The sequence below is a fragment of the Chitinophaga japonensis genome (assembly GCF_007830125.1).
Taxonomy (GTDB): domain Bacteria; phylum Bacteroidota; class Bacteroidia; order Chitinophagales; family Chitinophagaceae; genus Chitinophaga; species Chitinophaga japonensis.
Genome location: NZ_VLLG01000005.1, coordinates 795,287 through 813,368, shown reverse-complemented (window position 1 = coordinate 813,368; position 18,082 = coordinate 795,287). Strand labels below are relative to the sequence as shown.

Annotated in this window: 12 protein-coding genes; all 12 read left to right on the top strand. The window is 50.1% G+C overall.

The features are described 5' to 3' along the window. Positions 1–3,657: non-ribosomal peptide synthetase (locus LX66_RS24465; RefSeq protein ID WP_145718335.1), on the top strand; the 3,657-nt coding region annotated here is incomplete at its 5' end. A 42-nt stretch (positions 3,658–3,699) separates the two neighbouring features. Next, positions 3,700–7,146 (top strand): non-ribosomal peptide synthetase, encoded by a 3,447-nt coding sequence (locus LX66_RS24460; RefSeq protein WP_145718333.1) that lies wholly within the window; start codon positions 3,700–3,702, stop codon positions 7,144–7,146. Continuing rightward, positions 7,143–8,114 carry a TauD/TfdA family dioxygenase gene (locus LX66_RS24455; RefSeq protein WP_145718331.1) on the top strand — a complete coding sequence of 324 codons (972 nt, stop codon included), beginning with the start codon at positions 7,143–7,145 and terminating at the stop codon, positions 8,112–8,114. Before LX66_RS24460 ends, LX66_RS24455 begins: the two co-directional genes overlap by 4 nt. A gap of 15 nt (positions 8,115–8,129) precedes the next feature. Then, complete coding sequence (locus LX66_RS24450; protein WP_145718329.1) at positions 8,130–9,764, top strand: cyclic peptide export ABC transporter; 1,635 nt, start codon at positions 8,130–8,132, stop codon at positions 9,762–9,764. 32 nt (positions 9,765–9,796) lie between these two features. Next, positions 9,797–10,714 (top strand): class I SAM-dependent methyltransferase, encoded by a 918-nt coding sequence (locus tag LX66_RS24445; RefSeq protein WP_145718327.1) that lies wholly within the window; start codon positions 9,797–9,799, stop codon positions 10,712–10,714. A gap of 44 nt (positions 10,715–10,758) precedes the next feature. Then, positions 10,759–13,125: an ABC transporter permease gene (locus LX66_RS24440; protein ID WP_145718325.1), complete on the top strand. Its 2,367-nt coding sequence runs from the start codon at positions 10,759–10,761 to the stop codon at positions 13,123–13,125. A gap of 33 nt (positions 13,126–13,158) precedes the next feature. Beyond that, positions 13,159–13,368: a hypothetical protein gene (locus LX66_RS24435; protein ID WP_145718323.1), complete on the top strand. Its 210-nt coding sequence runs from the start codon at positions 13,159–13,161 to the stop codon at positions 13,366–13,368. A 15-nt stretch (positions 13,369–13,383) separates the two neighbouring features. After that, positions 13,384–14,256, top strand: coding sequence for a glycosyltransferase family 9 protein (locus LX66_RS24430; RefSeq protein WP_145718321.1), 873 nt, complete (start codon positions 13,384–13,386; stop codon positions 14,254–14,256). A gap of 27 nt (positions 14,257–14,283) precedes the next feature. After that, entirely contained in the window at positions 14,284–15,099 is an 816-nt protein-coding gene (locus LX66_RS24425) for a glycosyltransferase family 10 domain-containing protein (protein ID WP_145718319.1), read from the top strand. A gap of 13 nt (positions 15,100–15,112) precedes the next feature. Next, positions 15,113–15,841, top strand: a complete 729-nt coding sequence (locus LX66_RS24420) for a glycosyltransferase family A protein (RefSeq protein ID WP_145718317.1) — start codon at positions 15,113–15,115, stop codon at positions 15,839–15,841. Between the two features lie 22 nt (positions 15,842–15,863). Next, positions 15,864–16,766 (top strand): FkbM family methyltransferase, encoded by a 903-nt coding sequence (locus LX66_RS24415; protein ID WP_145718315.1) that lies wholly within the window; start codon positions 15,864–15,866, stop codon positions 16,764–16,766. A gap of 12 nt (positions 16,767–16,778) precedes the next feature. Beyond that, positions 16,779–18,020 (top strand): glycosyltransferase, encoded by a 1,242-nt coding sequence (locus LX66_RS24410; RefSeq protein ID WP_145718313.1) that lies wholly within the window; start codon positions 16,779–16,781, stop codon positions 18,018–18,020. Positions 18,021–18,082: the final 62 nt, after the last annotated feature.

Sequence of the window (18,082 nt, the reverse complement as noted above, 5' to 3'; positions counted from 1 at the left end):
CCCGGCAAAGGGATCGGTTATGGCTTGCTGCGCTACCTGCGTGATGGCGGAGGAGTGTTGCCTTTTGATATGCCAGCCGGTCGAATCACGTTCAACTACCTGGGTGATTTTGGTTCGGGGGTATCGGGTGCAACGGGGGAGGAGTTATTCCTTTATTCGGGAGATTACCGGGGCCGTGAGCTGAGGGCGGACTATGAGCTGGATCATGCGCTGACGGTTACAGGTCTTCAGGTATCGGGTCGATTGCGGGTGATGGTGGATTACAGCCGTTCCCAGTATGATGATGCTACGATCGCGGGTTTTGTGAACCGTTATGAGTCGTTGTTGCTGGGCCTGATCCGGGATCTGGCGGGGGATGATGGCCGTTATGTTACGCCTTCTGATCTTAGTTACCGGGGCTTGAGCATGTCGGAAGTGTCAGCGCTGGGATCCGCCGGTGAGGTAGAGGATGTTTACGAGCTGTCGCCGTTGCAGGAAGGAATTTACTACCACTGGCTGGCAGCTCCCGGTACAACGGCTTATGTAGAGCAGAGCAGCTACCGGCTGAAGGGTAGGGTGGACATCGGGTTGCTGGAGCAGAGCTATGCCCGCCTGTTGAGCAGGCATGCTATACTTCGCACTGCTTTTACGCATCAGTACGGTGGCAGAAACCTGCAGGTGGTCAGCAGGCAGGTATCCCCCGTTTTTATATACAGGGACATCAGCGGGCATGCTGATAAAGATGGTTACATCAACACCTATAAGCAAAACGACCGCGCCGCGGGTTTTGATCTGGGCAAAGGTTCGCAGATGCGTTTGTCAGTGCTGGACCTGGGCAACCAGGAGTATGAGTTCGTATGGAGCCATCATCATATACTCATGGATGGGTGGTGTGGCACTATCCTGATCAATGAATGCTACCGTATTTATTACGCGCTGCTGAACAAGCGTGAGCCATTGCTGGATAACATACCCTCCTACGCACATTACATCAGGTGGCTGTCAAAACTGGACCGGCAGGTCAGCCGGCGTTACTGGCAGCAATACCTGGAAAATTATGAGACGCAGGCCCCGCTGCCGTTTAAACAACCATTCCCCGCAGAGCGCTATGATGGAAAGAACATCCTGCTGCAGTTGGATGCCCCGGCGCTGAACGCCATGCAAGCCCTTTGCCGGCAACTGGAGGTTACAGAGAGCACTTTTATACAATGCGCCTGGGGATACCTGTTAAGCTATTACAACAATACGCAGGACGTAGTGTTCGGGTCAGTGGTATCCGGCCGTCCCGGTGAGCTGGATGGCGTGGAGCATATGATCGGGCTGTTCATTAATACGGTCCCGGTACGTATACGGTATGAGGATAACTCCACGGTGCGGGAGCTGCTCCGGCAGGCGCAGCAGGAAGCCATCGCCTCATTACCGCATCATTATACGCAACTGTCGGAAATCCAGGCGGATAGCCCGCTCCGCAACGGGCTGTTTGACCACCTGTTCATCTACGAGAACTATCCTGTGCAGCCGGTGTTTACAGCGGGCGCAACGGATGAGGGAGGGCCCGGGCTTGAGCAGATGGAATTGCTGTCTGCTGCTGTTGCGGAGCAAACAAACTATGATTTTAATATAACAGTAGTGCCTGCACCGGATGGTATGCAGATCATACTGGGATATAATGCTGCCTGTTACGATCCTGCATCCGTTGCAAGGATCAGCGGGCACCTGTCCAACGTGATAGGCGTTTTCACTGCCGCGCCTGACACCTATTTGTCCGCAATCAGTTGCCTGGCTCCCGGGGAGCAACAGCAACTGTTGTATGAATGGAATGATACGGAAGTGCCCTATCCTGGCAACTGCACAATAGTGGATATGTTTGAGGCCCAGGCACTGAAAACTCCGCATAATACGGCCGTTGTATTCGGATCGCAGTCGGTTACCTACAGTGAATTGAATGGAAAAGCAAATACCCTGGCATTTACACTAAGCGGATATGGAATAGGCCCATCCTGCTTTGTGCCATTGCTGATGTCGAGGGGAATTGACTATGTAGTGGCGTTCCTTGCAGTGTTGAAAACAGGCGCCGCGGCAGTGCCTTTAAGTATTAACTGGCCTGCTGCCCGGCTGCAGCTCTTACTGGGCTTGCTGGATGCCCAGGCGGTGCTGGTCAATAAGGTAGCGCTGGAAAGGGCCGGGCTGAACGGGGAAATACCGGCGCTGCAGGTGGATCATACGATACTGGCCCCGGAAGGGCCACCATTTGTAAACCGGTCCTGCCCCGAAGACCCGATATATATGTTCTATACTTCCGGCACTACCGGTACGCCAAAGGGTGTGGTCGTACCGCATCAGGGGATCACCAACCGCTTCCTGTGGATGAACGGGCATTTCGGGACCGCATCTGCAACAGCAGTGCTCAGAACCACCCGGCACATCTTTGATAGTTCCGTGTGGCAGCTATACTGGCCCCTGATCAATGGCGGCAAAACTGTGATCCCCGAAGAGGACATCCCTTTCAACCTGCAGTATTTTACACGGTTGCTGCAGGATCATGCCATTAGTATGACAGACTTCGTGCCCTCCCTGTTCAATGAGCTGGTAAATGAGCTGCAGCAGGGGGAAGGCAGGCATGACCTGCATTCCCTGCAACACATTGTGATTGGCGGGGAAGCGATCACGGTATCCGCGGTTAACCGTTTCAGGGAATGTTACCCGGGTATCCGGCTTACTAACCTGTACGGGCCTACGGAAGCCTCCATAGGATGTGTATACTTTGAGCTGGAAGCGCACCATTACGTGGCAATACCCATTGGCCGGCCAATCTCAAACGTCCGCATTTACATACTGGATAAAAAGGGCCGGCCGGTTCCGGAAGGTGTCAACGGCGAGATATGCATTGCCGGTGTATGCCTGGCGCAAGGCTATTTTAAAGATGCTGCAGGCACTGCCAGTCGTTTCCTGCCTGACAGGTACGCACCTGCTACAGCAGCCCGTCCTGTTTATTACCGGACAGGGGATACCGGTAAGTGGCTGCCGGATGGGAACATTGCATACACGGGGCGCGCAGATGACCAGGTAAAGATAAGAGGATACCGTATAGAGCCGGCCGAGATAGAGGATACCTTGCGGGGACTGGATGGCGTAAAAGATGCGGTAGTGGTAGCGCGTACAACAGGCGCCGGCGCCAGGGAGCTGGTAGCCTGCATAACAGGCCCCTCCCGGGTGGATATGACAGCCGTGCATACCTATCTGAAAAGCAGGTTACCGGAATATATGATACCCCGTGTCTGTATACAGGTAGATGAGCTGCCGCTTACTGCGGCTGGTAAGGTGGACCGGAAGCTGCTGCTGGAAGCTGCGGTTGGCGCCGCTGTTCCTGCCCGGTCTTATGTTCCGCCTGGCAATGAACTGGAGCACAAGCTGGTGAAAATGTGGCAGGAGGTGCTGGAGCTGGAACAACCGGTAGGCATACACGATAATTTCTTTGAATTGGGCGGCCATAGCATTAAAGCCATTGTAATATTATCCAGGGTGCAGCGGGAGCTGGGCATTGCGCTGGGCGTGAAGGAACTGTTCGAAGACCCTACTGTTGTTAACCTTGCCAAAAAGATCCTCAATATAGAATGGTTGCAGAAGGGCCTGCTGCACAAAGCTCCCGGCCAGGAGTATGAAAAGATAGAATTATGAATTGCCTGTAAATATATTTTGTAATCCGAATAAAATAAAGTTATGAATACTGTAAAAAGCAACGTGGACGCATTCCTTGAATTGCTTCGTGAAAGCAATATCTTCCTGAAGCTGAATGAGCATAATAACCTGGATATTGAAGCCCCTCAGGGTGCTTTGCCGCAGGAACTGCTGGAAGAGATCCGATCACGAAAGGAAGAAGTGGTCGGTTATCTTAAACAAGTGGCCGCACAAGCGAAAATGGGAGAGAATATCCCGGCAGCACCGGAAGCCGACACTTACCCGTTATCGTCCGCCCAGATGCGCTTGTGGCTTAGCAGCAATATTCACAACGACTCCGCAGCATACAATATCAGCTCCGTCCATGAGCTGGAAGGCATATATGACCCGGTAAAATTTGAGCAGGCAATTTTCCAGGTCATTAAAAGACATGAAATACTGCGCACCGTATTCAGGAAAGACCAGGAAGGCACAGTAAGGCAGTGGATATTGCAGCCCGGGGAGCTGGGTTTTAAATTATCCTACGTGGATTTGAGCGAAGCGCCCGGAAGCAGGGAGGCGGCAGATCATTTGATACAGGAAGACGGGCGCAAAATGTTCAACCTGGAACAGGCCCCCCTGTTCAGGGTAACATTATTCCGGCTGGCCGCAGCGCAGTACCTGCTGTATTACAATATGCATCATATTATTACGGACGCTTGGTCTACCGATATACTGACAAGAGATGTGCTGATCGCCTATGAAGCGTTGCAGCAGGGGAAAGCAGACACCCGGGAGCCGCTGAGGATACAGTATAAGGATTATGCCGTATGGGAACAGGCGCAGTTGGGCGCGCCGGCATTCGATGTGCACCGGCAATACTGGCACCGGCAGTTTGAAGGCGAATTGCCCGTGCTGGACCTGCCGGGCGCTGCTCCCCGGCCGGCTGTGCTCACGCATAACGGATATGTACTGAGCGCCTTTATCAAAGAGGAGCTGGTTACGTCGTTGAGGAAAATAACGCAGCAGCAGGGAGGAAGCCTGTTCACCGGCCTGATCGCATCTTTACAAGCATTATTCCTGCGTTATACCGGGCAGGAGGATATCATATTCGGCACCCCGGTAGTCGGCAGGGAACATGCGGACCTGCATGACCAGATCGGTTTCTATATCAATACGCTGGCCCTCCGTACCAGGTGCAGCGCCGAAGAGAGCTTCATCGACCTGCTGGGCAAGGTTCGCGCTACTACTATGAAGGCTTACGAACATCAGCTATATCCATTTGACCTGCTGGTGCAGGAGCTGCCGCTGAAAAGGGACGTAAGCCGCTCCCTTATATTCGATGTGTTTGTGAATTTCCAGAACACCTCTGCCGGCGGCGGGCAGGAAAATGGAAAGGACGCCCTGCTGCCGGAAGACAGGGATCTTGTCCGGGATGTAGGACCTGCCACCAGTAAGTTTGACCTCATCTTCAATTTCCAGGAAACAGGAAAGGATATCCACCTGTTGATAGAATTTAACAGTGACATCTATAACAGGGAAAGCATTGCCCGCCTGATCGGGCATTACAAGCATTTGCTGGCGTCGGTATTGCAGAAGCCCGGGCAGCCGCTGGGTTCATTGAGCTACCTGGCAGATCAGGAGCGGGAGCGGCTGTTGCAGCAAGCCTGCGGCAAGGTTGCGCCGGCACCCCTGCAAACGGTAGTGGCAATGTTTGATCAGCAGGTGGCACGTGGGGGAGAGCGTACAGCCCTGCAGTACGAAGAGCAGGTGCTTTCATACCGGGAACTGGATGAGCGCAGCAACCAGGTAGCCGCCTACCTGCACAGCCTGGGCGTGAAACCGGAAGAGCTGATCCCCGTTTGTATGAACAGGTCTGAAAAACAGGTGATTGCCATATGGGGTATCCTGAAGGCAGGCGCAGCCTATGTTCCCCTGGACCCTGAATATCCCCGCGAAAGGACGGCGTATATTTTATCTGATGTCAACAGTCGCTTGATCATCACCGACAGCGCCTGTAAACAGCTATTGCCTGCAGAGGCCTCCACACAGAAGATCATCGACCTGGATGCCGCGCAGCCAACCATACAGGCCGCGCCTGCTGCGCGTATGGAGCTGCAGCCCACTCCGTCGCAACTGGCCTATGTTATCTATACCTCCGGCTCCACCGGCGTTCCGAAAGGGGTACAGGTGGAGCATGCCGCTTTAAGCAATTACCTGGACTGGGCAGTTAAGACCTATATGAACGGGAACGGAAAAGGGAATATGGGATTATATACCTCCCTCTCCTTTGATCTGACCGTTACCACTTTGTTCGGGACACTGCTGGCGGGCGGTTGCCTGCGGGTTTTCCCGCAGGAAATGGGCATACAGGAAATTTTGACTGCGTACCTGGATCAGGATAGTGGCCTGGATACGATTAAACTGACACCCTCGCACATACAGTTGATCCCGGCAATGGGTATTAAAGCTACCGGGGTTGCCACGGCGATCGTGGGAGGGGAGCCCCTGCATAAAAAGCACGTAGGGATACTGCATGCATTGAACAGCAATATGACGATCTATAACGAATACGGGCCTACGGAAGCTACCGTAGGCTGCAGCGTTGCGGTAATTGAACAGCCGTTGCCGGAAAGTATGCACATAGGTAGGCCGGTGGATAATACGGCGCTGTACATACTGGATGCATCACGGCAGCCTGTGCCGGCAGGCGTGGCGGGAGAACTGTATATCGGTGGCGCACAGTTGGCCAGGGCGTACCTGAACAATGCCACTCTTACTGCCGAACGATTTATTGATAGCCCTTTTCATAAAGGAGAACGGCTATACCGTACCGGGGACCTTGCCACTTGGCTGCCGGATGGGAATATTGAATACATAGGCCGCACAGACAACCAGGTGAAGATCAGGGGATACCGGGTAGAGCTGGGAGAGATTGAGCATGTGCTGCAAACCTGCCCGGGGGTACGGCAGGCAGTGGTGTTGCTGGCGCCGGGCGCCGGCGAGGAGCCAACGCTGTCAGGGTATATAACAACCGGCCCGGGATTTAATGAACACACAACAAGATCATACCTGAAAAGTAAGTTGCCGTCATACATGCTGCCGGAAATGTATATCCGGCTGGATGAGTTCCCGCTTACAGTAAATGGTAAAGTGGATGTAAAGCAGTTGCCACAGGTTGCAGGCGCGCATGCCGGGCAGGAAGAGGACAGTTACGAAGCGCCCGCCAACGAAGTGGAAACCCGGCTCGTTGAAATATGGAAGGAAGTGCTGCGCCTGTATAACGAGATCAGTGTGACGGCTAACTTTTTTGAATTGGGCGGGCATAGTATTAAAGCCATCAAAATGCTGAACCAGGTATCACAGGAATTTGGCGTGGTGATCAGTGTGAAAAAGCTGTTTGAGGAGCCCACCATCAGGAACCTGGCCGAAAAGATACTGAACGCCGGCTGGCTTACCTCGCAACAGGAAGTAGCGGATAATACAGCATACGAAAAGATAAAAATATGACAGCACCACATAGCACCAACAGGGAAAATGGCGGCCTGCCTTTGATGATCACTCCCGGTATGGAGGGGACAGACCTGGTTGAATGGATCAGGAAGCACGAACGCCGACTGGAGAACGATCTGCTCAGGCACGGCGGTATTCTTTTCAGGGGTTTCCGTGTAGAAACAGTGGAACATTTTAACCAGGTGATAAAATGCTTTACTGACACGCCTATCCCTTATATGTTCCGTTCTTCCCCCAGGGAAGAACTGGACAGGAGCGTAAAGAATATCTACAGGTCTACCTCTTATCCGAATGAACGCAGCATAAACATGCACAATGAATCTTCCTACAGCCGGGCATGGGGAATGAAGATCGCTTTCTGCTGTCTCCGGCCCGCATTGGAAGGAGGAGAAACCCCACTGGCCGATTCCCGGAAAGTGTTAAAGGATATCAGCCCGGACCTGGTCAGCAAATTCCGGTCAAAAGGCGTGAAATACCGCCGTAATCTTTCCGCCGGGCTTGGCATGCCCTGGCAGGAGGTATTCCAGACCCCCGTGAAGCAGGACGTGGCGGAGATCTGCCGGAAGTATGATATACAATTTGAGTTCAGGGATGAAGATCTTGTAATTGAATGGGTAAAGCCCGCTATCTACAAACACCCCGTATCAGGAGATGAAACATGGTTCAACCACGTATTCTTCTTTCACAGGTTCTCACGGTATGAAGAGCTGGATATGCAACCCGGTGAAACGCTCCCGCAGGAGTACCTGTCGTCCGAGACTTTTTTTGGGGATGGGGCGGAGATCACTTACGAGGAGTACCTGGACATCAGGAATGCCTATGAGCGGAACAGGGTCGTCTTTCCCTATGAGAAAGGAGATATCATCTTCCTGGATAACATGCTGGTAGCGCATGGGCGCAATCCGTACAGGGGGGAGCGCACAATTGCTACCGCCATTATGGAACCTGCTTATGATTCCCAATAACACAAGCTATTTAAGATGGACCTGATAAAAGCTAACATAAGAAAGTACATCTATTTTGTAGCGCTTAGCATTGTAACGGCTGGCGGAAATATGTGCATTATATACATTATCAATAATGTGCTGAAAAGCTATCTTACAGATGCACCCCTTCCCTCAGTAAACTATATGCTCCTGTTTGCGGCAGCATTGTCGCTTTCCTTTGTTGGCAGGTGGCTGGTGTCCAGGAATATCATTGGCTTTACCCAGGAAGTGCTGCACCGCCTGCGGCACGATATTCTCCAGATGATCCTGAAATCCGCCTATTACCCGCTGGTTAAGAATAAGGAACGCATCTATTCCGCCATGACCCGGGACGTGGGGAACATTGTGCAGTCATCCGTCAGCTTTGTGGATGTAGTGACCAACTTTATCATTGTCGTGATCTGCTTTGTATATATGGCATTGATCTCCTGGAAGCTGCTGCTGTGCACCGTTGCACTGTTGATGTTCACCATCTTTATATATGCCTATAGCGAGAAGAAAGGCCACGCCCTGTTCAGTAAGGCAATGAAGCACGATGACCGGTTTGGAAGGTACCTGAATGAAATATTGGATGGCTTTAAGGAGATTGTTATAGAACGGAAGAAGGGCACCGCCATTGAGCAGAAGCACATGGTAGGCGCATTGGATGCCTCTGCCGCCCTGAATAAGAAGGCGCTGGTCACTTTCCTGAATAACCGCGTGATCGGGCAGATGGCTTTTTATGCATTCATTGGCGCCTTACTGCTTTACCTGGGGAAAGCATTTTCCATACCAAACGACGTGCTGGTCAATTTTATATTCCTGGTGCTATATGTATTTGGTCCTATTGAGACCGTAGTGATACTGATACCCGGTTTTTCACAGGCCAAAACATCGCTGAAAAGACTGGCCTCCCTGAAAAATGACCTGTGGGAAACAGATGCCGGTACCGTGGATACACATGCCCCCGTAACATTTGAAAAACTGGAACTGAAGCAGGTGTTCTACCAGTACCAGGGCGAGCATGGCGGGGAAAGGCCGTTTAGCGTGGGCGCCCTGGACTTTAGCCTGGAAGCAGGGAAGATCGTATTTATATGCGGTAACAACGGGAGCGGGAAAACCACTTTTATCAACCTGTTGGTAGGCCTGTTTGCGGCAGACAAAGGAACATTTTATGTGAATGATGTAAAGGTGGAGGATGCCAGGTCATACAGCTACAGGGCTCTCTTTGCACCGGTGTTCAGCGATTTTCACCTCTTTGACGAATGTTATAGCGTGGAGAATGTAGCGCAGGATAAAGTGGATGGCTACATCAAGATGTTTGAGCTGGAAGATAAAGTATCCTTTGACGGCACCCGGTTCACCACGATCGATCTTTCCACGGGACAAAGGAAACGCCTGGCCCTCATATGCGCCATGCTGGAGAAGAAGCCGATACTTATCCTGGACGAGTTTGGCGCGGACCAGGACCCGTATTTCAGGAAAAAATTCTATACCGTGATCCTGCAGTTCCTGAAGCAGGAGGGCTTCACAATAGTGGCTATTACCCATGACGACCATTATTATAGTTGCTGCGATTACATCTATAAGTTCCAGGAAGGGGAGATAGAGCTGATGAAAGTGTATGGAACGGCGAAAACAATGGCATAAATATATATCCTGATCACGAAAAAAATATCCACATGACACCTAATCTAACCGCCAACCTGGTGGAACGGCTGGAAGCTATACGGGGAGCCTGTATGGACGCAGGGAATGAATCGGAAAGAAACCGGATGATCCTCGGTGTCTGCGAGGAGCTTTGCCGGGAGTATGCGCCCGCTGTGGCGGCCAACCTCACGAAGATCGTACACCATTATATAACCCGGGAAAAAATAGAGATCGATGGCCTGATCGCATTTCTTAAGGTAAACCGGGAGGTAGACCACCTGACGGTCATAAGAGAGGAGGCGGACGATTTTGACGGGAAGTTTGGCACTACCACCAGCCCTATCCTCACCCAGTACGAATTGCCGGAAGAGATCTCCCTGGAGCGGTTCAGGACTTCCGGCAGGTATCATCCCAGCCCGGTGTCTTCCGTGAAAATGGCCCTGGATGCGCTGGAGAAATATAATGTACAGTATAGCAGTTGCACATTTATTGATGTAGGCTCCGGTCTGGGAAGGAATTTACTGCTGGCTGCTGCATACCCCTTCCGGAAAATCGTCGGGATCGAACATTCCGCGTATCTGCATGAAACAGCAGGAAAGAACATCGGGGCTTACCGCTCTGCAGCTTTGCAGTGTAATGTTTTTGACCTGCAATGTATAGACGCACTGGAATATGAATTCCCGGCAGGGGATCTGGTATTGTACTTCTGGCGGCCGTTTACAGACGAGATCGCTGAGCGCTTTATGGATAAGCTGGATCGTTATGCTGCCAATGCCTCCTGCAGGATTATACTGATCTTCCTGGGTGTGGTGTATCCCGCTGTTCAAACATCCCGCTACTTCGGCATAGAGGACAAGTTCTTTACCCCCGACCTGTTTTTCAGCGAGGAGGAGTATTTTACGATAACGATTTATTCAAACCAGGAGCAGGTACGGCCGGGAAAGTTATAACTTATGAAAAAGAATGGGTATCTTAAGTAAGAATTCAAAGCGTTATGTTGAAAAACTACCTCAAAATTGCCTGGAGAAATTTAATGCATAACAAGATCTTCTCCGTTATTAATATTCTTGGTTTGGGATTGGGCATTGCCTGCAGCCTGCTTATTTATTTATGGGTACAGGATGAGCTGAGTTATGACAGGTTCCATGAGCATGAGAACCGGCTGTACAAGGTGATGGTTCACCAGTTGGATAAAGATGGTAGTGTGATCAGCAGTTTTGACGCTACCCCGGGGCTATTGGCGGAAGCCTTTAAAAATGAGATACCTGAGGTGGCAGGGGCAGCAACAGTACTGTGGGAATACGAGCCGGCTGTTGCAGCAGGAGAAAAGATCGGCCGGGAAAAGGGACGCTGTGTTAGCCCTGACTTTTTCAGGATGTTCACATTCCCGCTGGTAAAAGGAGATGTAAATACAGTACTGTCTTCCCCTGATGAGATCGTGATCTCCCTGAAAATGGCGGACACATATTTTCCCGGGGAAGATCCTGTGGGCAAGGTCATCCGTGTGAATAACAACAGGAATTTCCGGGTAACGGGCGTGATGGCGGACATCCCGGAAAACTCATCACTCAGGTTCGATTTTGTATTGCCCATCAAATACAGTTTTGATGACATTCCCTGGTTGACCGGCGGCTGGAATGCTTTTGGTCCGCATACCTATGTAATGCTCCGTCCCAATACTTCAGTTGAAAAGGTAAACAGTAAGATCAGGGATTTTCTTACCCGGCATGATGGCAATATAAAGGACAAAGCCATGTCATTGCAGCCGTATGGGGAAATGTACCTCTATTCCCGTTTTACAAAAGGCGTTGCAGATGGCGGCAGGATCGAGTATGTCAGGCTTTTTTCAATTATCGCTGTCTTTATTATTTTAATTGCCTGCGCCAATTTTATGAACCTTACTACCGCACGGTCGGTAAAGCGGGCAAAGGAAGTGGGCATACGGAAAGCTATCGGTGCAGACAGGGGCCGTTTATTCGGCCAGTTCATAGGGGAAGCTATTATTACCACTATGCTCGCCGTGATCGTAGCCATTGTATTGGTACTGTCATTCCTGCCTGTATTTAATGACCTCACAGGCAAGCACCTGTACACGCACCTGTATAATCCTATATTTATCATAGTGCTGCCGGCGCTCGTGCTTGTTACCGGCTTTGTTGCCGGTAGCTACCCTGCCCTGTTTTTGTCCTCGTTGAACCCTATAGCGGTATTGAAGGGTGTGCTGAAGACCAGTTCCAGCGCCACTGTATTCAGGAAGGCCCTGGTGATCTTCCAGTTCTCTTTATCTATTGTCCTCATCATCTGCACACTGATCGTGTACCGGCAGATGCACTATGTGCAGACAAAGAACCTGGGGCTGGACCGTGAAAATGTGATCTATGTGCCGCTGGAAGGCGATCTTTCCAGGAATGACGCCGCTTTCAGGGCAACACTCCTGCAGAGCGGGGGTATAGAAAGTATGACCAACGCAACTGCCATACCAACAGATGTGGGTATGCACACGGAGTCGGTAAGCTGGACAGGAAAAGATCCCAATGAAAAAGTAGGCTTCTGGCAGATGTCAGTTGATTATGGTTTTACAAATACCCTGAAAGTCCAGTTGAAGGCAGGCCGGGATTTTGACCGTTCCTTTGGCGGAGATTCTGCTAATTTTCTTATTAATGAGGCTGCAGCCAAGGTAATGGGCATGAAGGAGCCGGTAGGGCAGATAGTGACCTATGAAGGGAAGCCGGGACGGATTATCGGGGTTATAAAGGATTTTCACCTGCATTCACTCCATGAACCGATCACGCCGTTGTTTATCAATTTTATGACGCCTAATGCCTTTAAGCTGGCTGTTATAAGGATACAGGCCGGCAAAACAAGAAATGTGATCGCCACGCTGACGGATACATGGAAAAGGTTTAACCCTGAGTACCCGCTGGATTACAAATTTGCAGACGACCTGTTTGCACAGCAATACCGTAGTGAGATGATGGTAGAGAAGCTCGCAAATATATTTGCGTTTCTGGCCATTTTCATTTCCTGCATGGGATTGTTCGGGCTGGCGATGTACACGGCAGAGCAGCGTACCAGGGAGATCAGCATACGGAAGGTATTGGGCGCCAGCGCAGCCGGTATCATCTATATGTTGGTAAAATACTTCATAAAATTGGTGATGATCGCCGTTGTAATAGCTTTCCCGCTGGCCTGGTGGGCCATGTATAAATGGTTGCAGAATTTCGCCTATCGTATCAATATTAGCTGGTGGATATTCCTGGTAGCAGGTGTTATTGTTATGCTGATAGCATCGCTGACAGTAAGTTTCCAGGCAATTAAAGCCGCAACTGTTAATCCTGTTAATAACTTAAGAAGAGACTAAAACATTCCGGTAGCGGACAAATCGTATTAACATATGAGAAATGAAGCTGAGGTAATAGCCAGGATCACTGAGCTAAAGGCCAATCTATTGATCGTGGAAGAAAGGATCCAGGAGGAATTGAAAAGCCACCATAGTAAATGGAACTTTCGGTTACTGGGATTCCTGAAAAAGGAAAAGGAGATATGGGAATTTGCGTTGGGCCAGTTGGAATGGCTCACATCGGATAAAACAGAGCATGAATAAAAACAAGTATAAGCCATGCGGAGAAAAAAAATTCGGGTGATCGCCTGGGGAGGACTGGGCGACATCCTGCTTAGCACCCCTGCCTTTAAAGCCCTCAAACAAAAACACCCCGGTTGCAGGATCATTGTATACTGTCCCACCAAAGGACACCGGGAAATATTCAGGAACAACCCGGACATAGATGCCATAAGAAGCACCTCCTTTTTTGCCAACCCGGTAGCCTTCACAATGTACTATTTTAAATGGGCGAAGTTTCACACTTTTCTTTACGGGCACCTGAGCCCCAGCCTTTACTACCGGAAAAGTGCAAAGGAGATCATAGCAGATATGTTTGATGTAACGCTGGAAGATAAGAACATCCGGGTATTCCTGACGCCGGAGGAAGAACGTAAGGCGCGGGAATATATGTCCGGGTTTAAAAACCCGGTGGTGTTACACATTACATCAAGATGCTCAAAGAACCAGGAGTGGCCTTTCAATAACTGGGATAAGTTGATAAGGTCGATGCCGGAATACACCTTTATACAGTTGGGATTGAAGGACGAGCTGAAGGTAAAGCAGGCCGTAGACCTGCGGGGAACCACCTTCCGGGAGGCGCTGGCCTTTATCAAGCATGCCAGGGGATTTGTTGGCGTCAATTCTTCTTTTTCACATGCAACGAATGCCTTCGGTATACCGGGCGTGGTCCTTTTTGGCCCTTCCCAGCCTGAAGTATGGGGCCATCCCAACAATATTAACCTCTATAAGCCCGTACGCTGCGCCCCTTGCCTGGATATATTGCTGGATAGCGACTGCCCGTATGATAAACGGTGCATGCATAATATTACAGTGGAGGAAGTAAGGGCAGCCCTGCTCCGGCAATTGGAGAAGGACCATATACCTGCCTGATTTCCCGGGACCTTAATCAGAAGAAAAATGATCCGGATCAACCTGAAGGATGAGAACTTTCCTCACCAGGAATACTCTTCCCCTTTCTGCCAGCGCCCCTCGTTTGAGTGGGACAGGACCTGTTCGCAGCCCGGCCCAGTTGTGTACACAGATATGTATCTCAATGATGACCTTATCGGCGTAGGTGGAGAAAAGATTGCATGGCTGGTGGAGCCGGCCTCCATATATCCCTACGTTTACTACTGGCTGGTGCAAAATTATACCCTGTTCACCGAAGTGTGGACCCACGATGAAGAGGTGATGAGCCTGGTGCCCAATGCCCGGTTTGTTCCCACCGGAGGATGCTGGATAGAGCCGGCAAGCATCAGGATAGCCGGCAAATCACGGCTGTGCTCATTCATCGCCAGCAGTAAGGACTGGACGGAGGGGCACAGGCTCAGGCAGCAGATACGGGCAATGTTGCCGGCACATATCCCGCAGTTTGGAAAAGGATTCAGGGAGATCGCGCTGAAGTCCGCAGCGCTGAATGACTATGCCTACTCGATAGCCGTAGAGAACATCAACAGGGACGCCTACTTCAGCGAAAAGATCATGGATTGCTTTCTGACGGGAACAGTTCCTGTTTATTGGGGATCGCAGAAGGTTGCAGAATATTTTGACCCGGATGGCATCATATTCTTTCAAACTCTTGAGGAGCTGCAGCATATTCTTGAAAGGATATCCATGGATGAATATGCCGGGAGGATGGCGGCCATAACATCAAATTTTGAAACGGCAAAAAACTTCATGCTGCCGGAAGAATGGGGCGTTAAGCACCTGCTTGCGGCAGGGCATAAATTATAAAAAACAATTGCATATGGAAAACAGGATAGTAGTGATCATTCCATTTTATAATGTATCAAAATATATTATTCAGTGTTACCAGTCCCTGGTAGAACAGGACTACGATAATTATACGCTGGTTTTTTCAGATGACGGTTCCGATGATGGCTCCCTTGACCTGGTGCCTGATCATCCGAAGGTAAGCAAAATAAGAAGAGCACAGCGGGGCCGCGCACTGGAAAATATCCATCAGGCGATCATGACAACGGCCATGCAGGACGAGGATATTGTGACGATAGTGGATGGCGACGATTTTTTACTGCATGACAGGGTCTTCTATAAATTGAATGCGATATATAACCAGCGGAACTGCCTGTTGACCTACGGGCAATTCTGTACGAATAATGGTTGTATGGGCATGTGTACCGGGTATACCAGGGAAGATTTTGAGCGCCTGCGCTCGGCATTCTGGCGCGCCTCCCACCTGAAGACATTTAGATACAAGCTGTATAAAGCTTTCCTGGAACAGGACGCCCAACTGGACGCCTACAGGGATGAGCAGTCCCGGTTTTATCCTATGGCTTACGACATTGCCCTGATGTATCCCCTGATGGAGATTGCAGGCTACGAGAACATATACTTTAACAAGGATGTGCTGTATGTATACCGTTTATACGAAATGAATGATCACCTGAACCGCGATATGCAGGTGGCGTGCGAGCAGCACATCCAGGCAAAGAAGCCATTTGTCAGGGTATTTTAACCACCTCCTAATCATATCCGTTATGAAAAAAATACTGCGAAACGTTTTTTTAAGCTTGTTTTCTTTCCTGAAGATCAAAGTGGATGGAAAACCCCTGGTATATTGGCTGGGCAGGGCCTATCTGCCGGCAGATGACAAGCTGGACCTGCTGTCGGTGGAATCATCTGTCAGGTATGACCTGATGAAGCGGTGGGGCCCCAGGAGCGCGCAGTTTATTACCCTGCTGAAGTCGCTGAGTATAAACGAGAACCTGTACATCGTTTTTTTCCGGAATTTCATGAAGCATATAGGATTGTTTGAATCCCAGTTGGGGCAGGACTGTTTTGTAGACACGCTGCTGCACAACAAGCGGAATGGCGTATTTGTGGAGATCGGGGTGGGAGACGGTAAGCGGCTGTCCAATACCTTCTTCTTTGAAAAACACAGGGACTGGAACGGGGTGCTTTGTGAGCCTTCAAAATGTTTTCACCAGGCAATCAGCACAAACAGGAATGCGGTCCTGATCCCGCAGGCCGTTTTTAAGGTGTCCGGGGCAAAATTGGACTTTGTTGAAGTGAAAGGGGAAGAGGAGTTGTCAACAATACGGCAGTATATAGCCATAGACAGGCATAGCCGGGAGCATTACATCGAATACCCGGTTTCCACCATATCCTTCAATGACCTGTGCGCTGAATATGTACCGGCGGGGAAGATAGATTACGTGTCAATTGATACGGAGGGGTCGGAGTATGAAATTATTTCCGCCATTGACTTTAACCGCGTGGATATTTCCATCATTTCCATTGAGCATAATTATAACCTTGAAAAATTGTCCCGGATCAGATCGGTTTTGCTTAAGCATAGCTATATAGAGATAGACAACGAGGTTTTCAGTTGGGACGTTTTCTTTGTGAAGAAGGCCATACTGGAACCATTTTTGAATTGAAAAATAATTAACATGTCATTGATAGTTTTTTTTATGGATCAAAAGGAAGGTCATATTATCCCTTCCTTCCGGCTGGCGGCTTCCCTGAAAGAAAGAGGGCATACCATCGTATATCTTACCATTGCTGATAACAGGAAACTGGTGGAGGAAGAGGGATTTCTTTTCTATCCTGTTTTCCAGGATATTTATCCTGAAGGCTTTCACCAGGCGAATAAAAGGTTCAAGGAAGTGGCAGAAGATAACCCTGGAAGAGAGAAACGCCACCTGCTGGGGATCATAGAAGGGGAACTGGATGTTTTTTTTGCAGAGTATAAGCCGGACCTGCTGATAGCAAGCGCAGTACTGGGGTTGGAGATGTTATTGCTGCACTACAAATACCACATTAACCCCGTTATTATGAGCACCAGCCTTAGAGAGCCGCCTGACGTGACCCTGGTGACCGCCTGTGTTGGCAACCTGCTGGACCTTCCCCTGGAAGTGACCAATGCGATCACGGAATTCGTGGCTGGCCTGGACCTTGACTTTACCTCATTGAAGGAAATGTTATATCCGCTGGAGATCTTTTATGAATTGGTGTTGTGCCCCCGTGAGCTGGACATGGATATGGAGTCCGTAAAGGAAAGGGTGTTTTACCTGGGACCAACCATCCTGCAGCAGAGAAGCTTTGGGCGGAAGCTGGACCTGGATGAGGTCAAAAGCCGGAAGCAGATCATTTATGCTTCACTGGGCTCACATGCCGTTACTTATGGAGATGCCTGCATCTGGTTTTTCCAGGCCCTTGTAAACGTAATGAAATATGCCGGCATGCAGGAGATGCACCTGGTCTTATCCGTAGGGCTGGAATTTGATGCCGGGCTTTTGGGAGAAATACCCGGAAACGTTACGGTAGTGGACTGGGTGTCGCAAACCGATATATTAAAGGATGCTTCGCTGGTAATTACACACGGTGGCCTGGGAACCATTAAAGAAAGCATTTATTACGGGGTGCCCATGATTGTTTTCCCCATGGGATATGAGCAGCCCAGGAATGCCATGCTGATAGAGTATCACAGGCTGGGGATCAGCGCCCAGATCGAGAATATTACGGAAGAAGGCCTGATATCCGACATCAGGTATATATTGAACAGCCCCAAAATTTTCACAGGTATAAAGAAAATGCAAAAGATCTTCCGGGAAAAGGAGATCGCTCATACCGGTGTAGACATCATTGAGCAGATCATCCGGGAGCATGCGCCCAGGCCATGCCCCTATTGATATGGGCTATCATCTATACTCTCTCTCTCTTTCACTTTCCCTTTATCAGTTTACGAGGACCG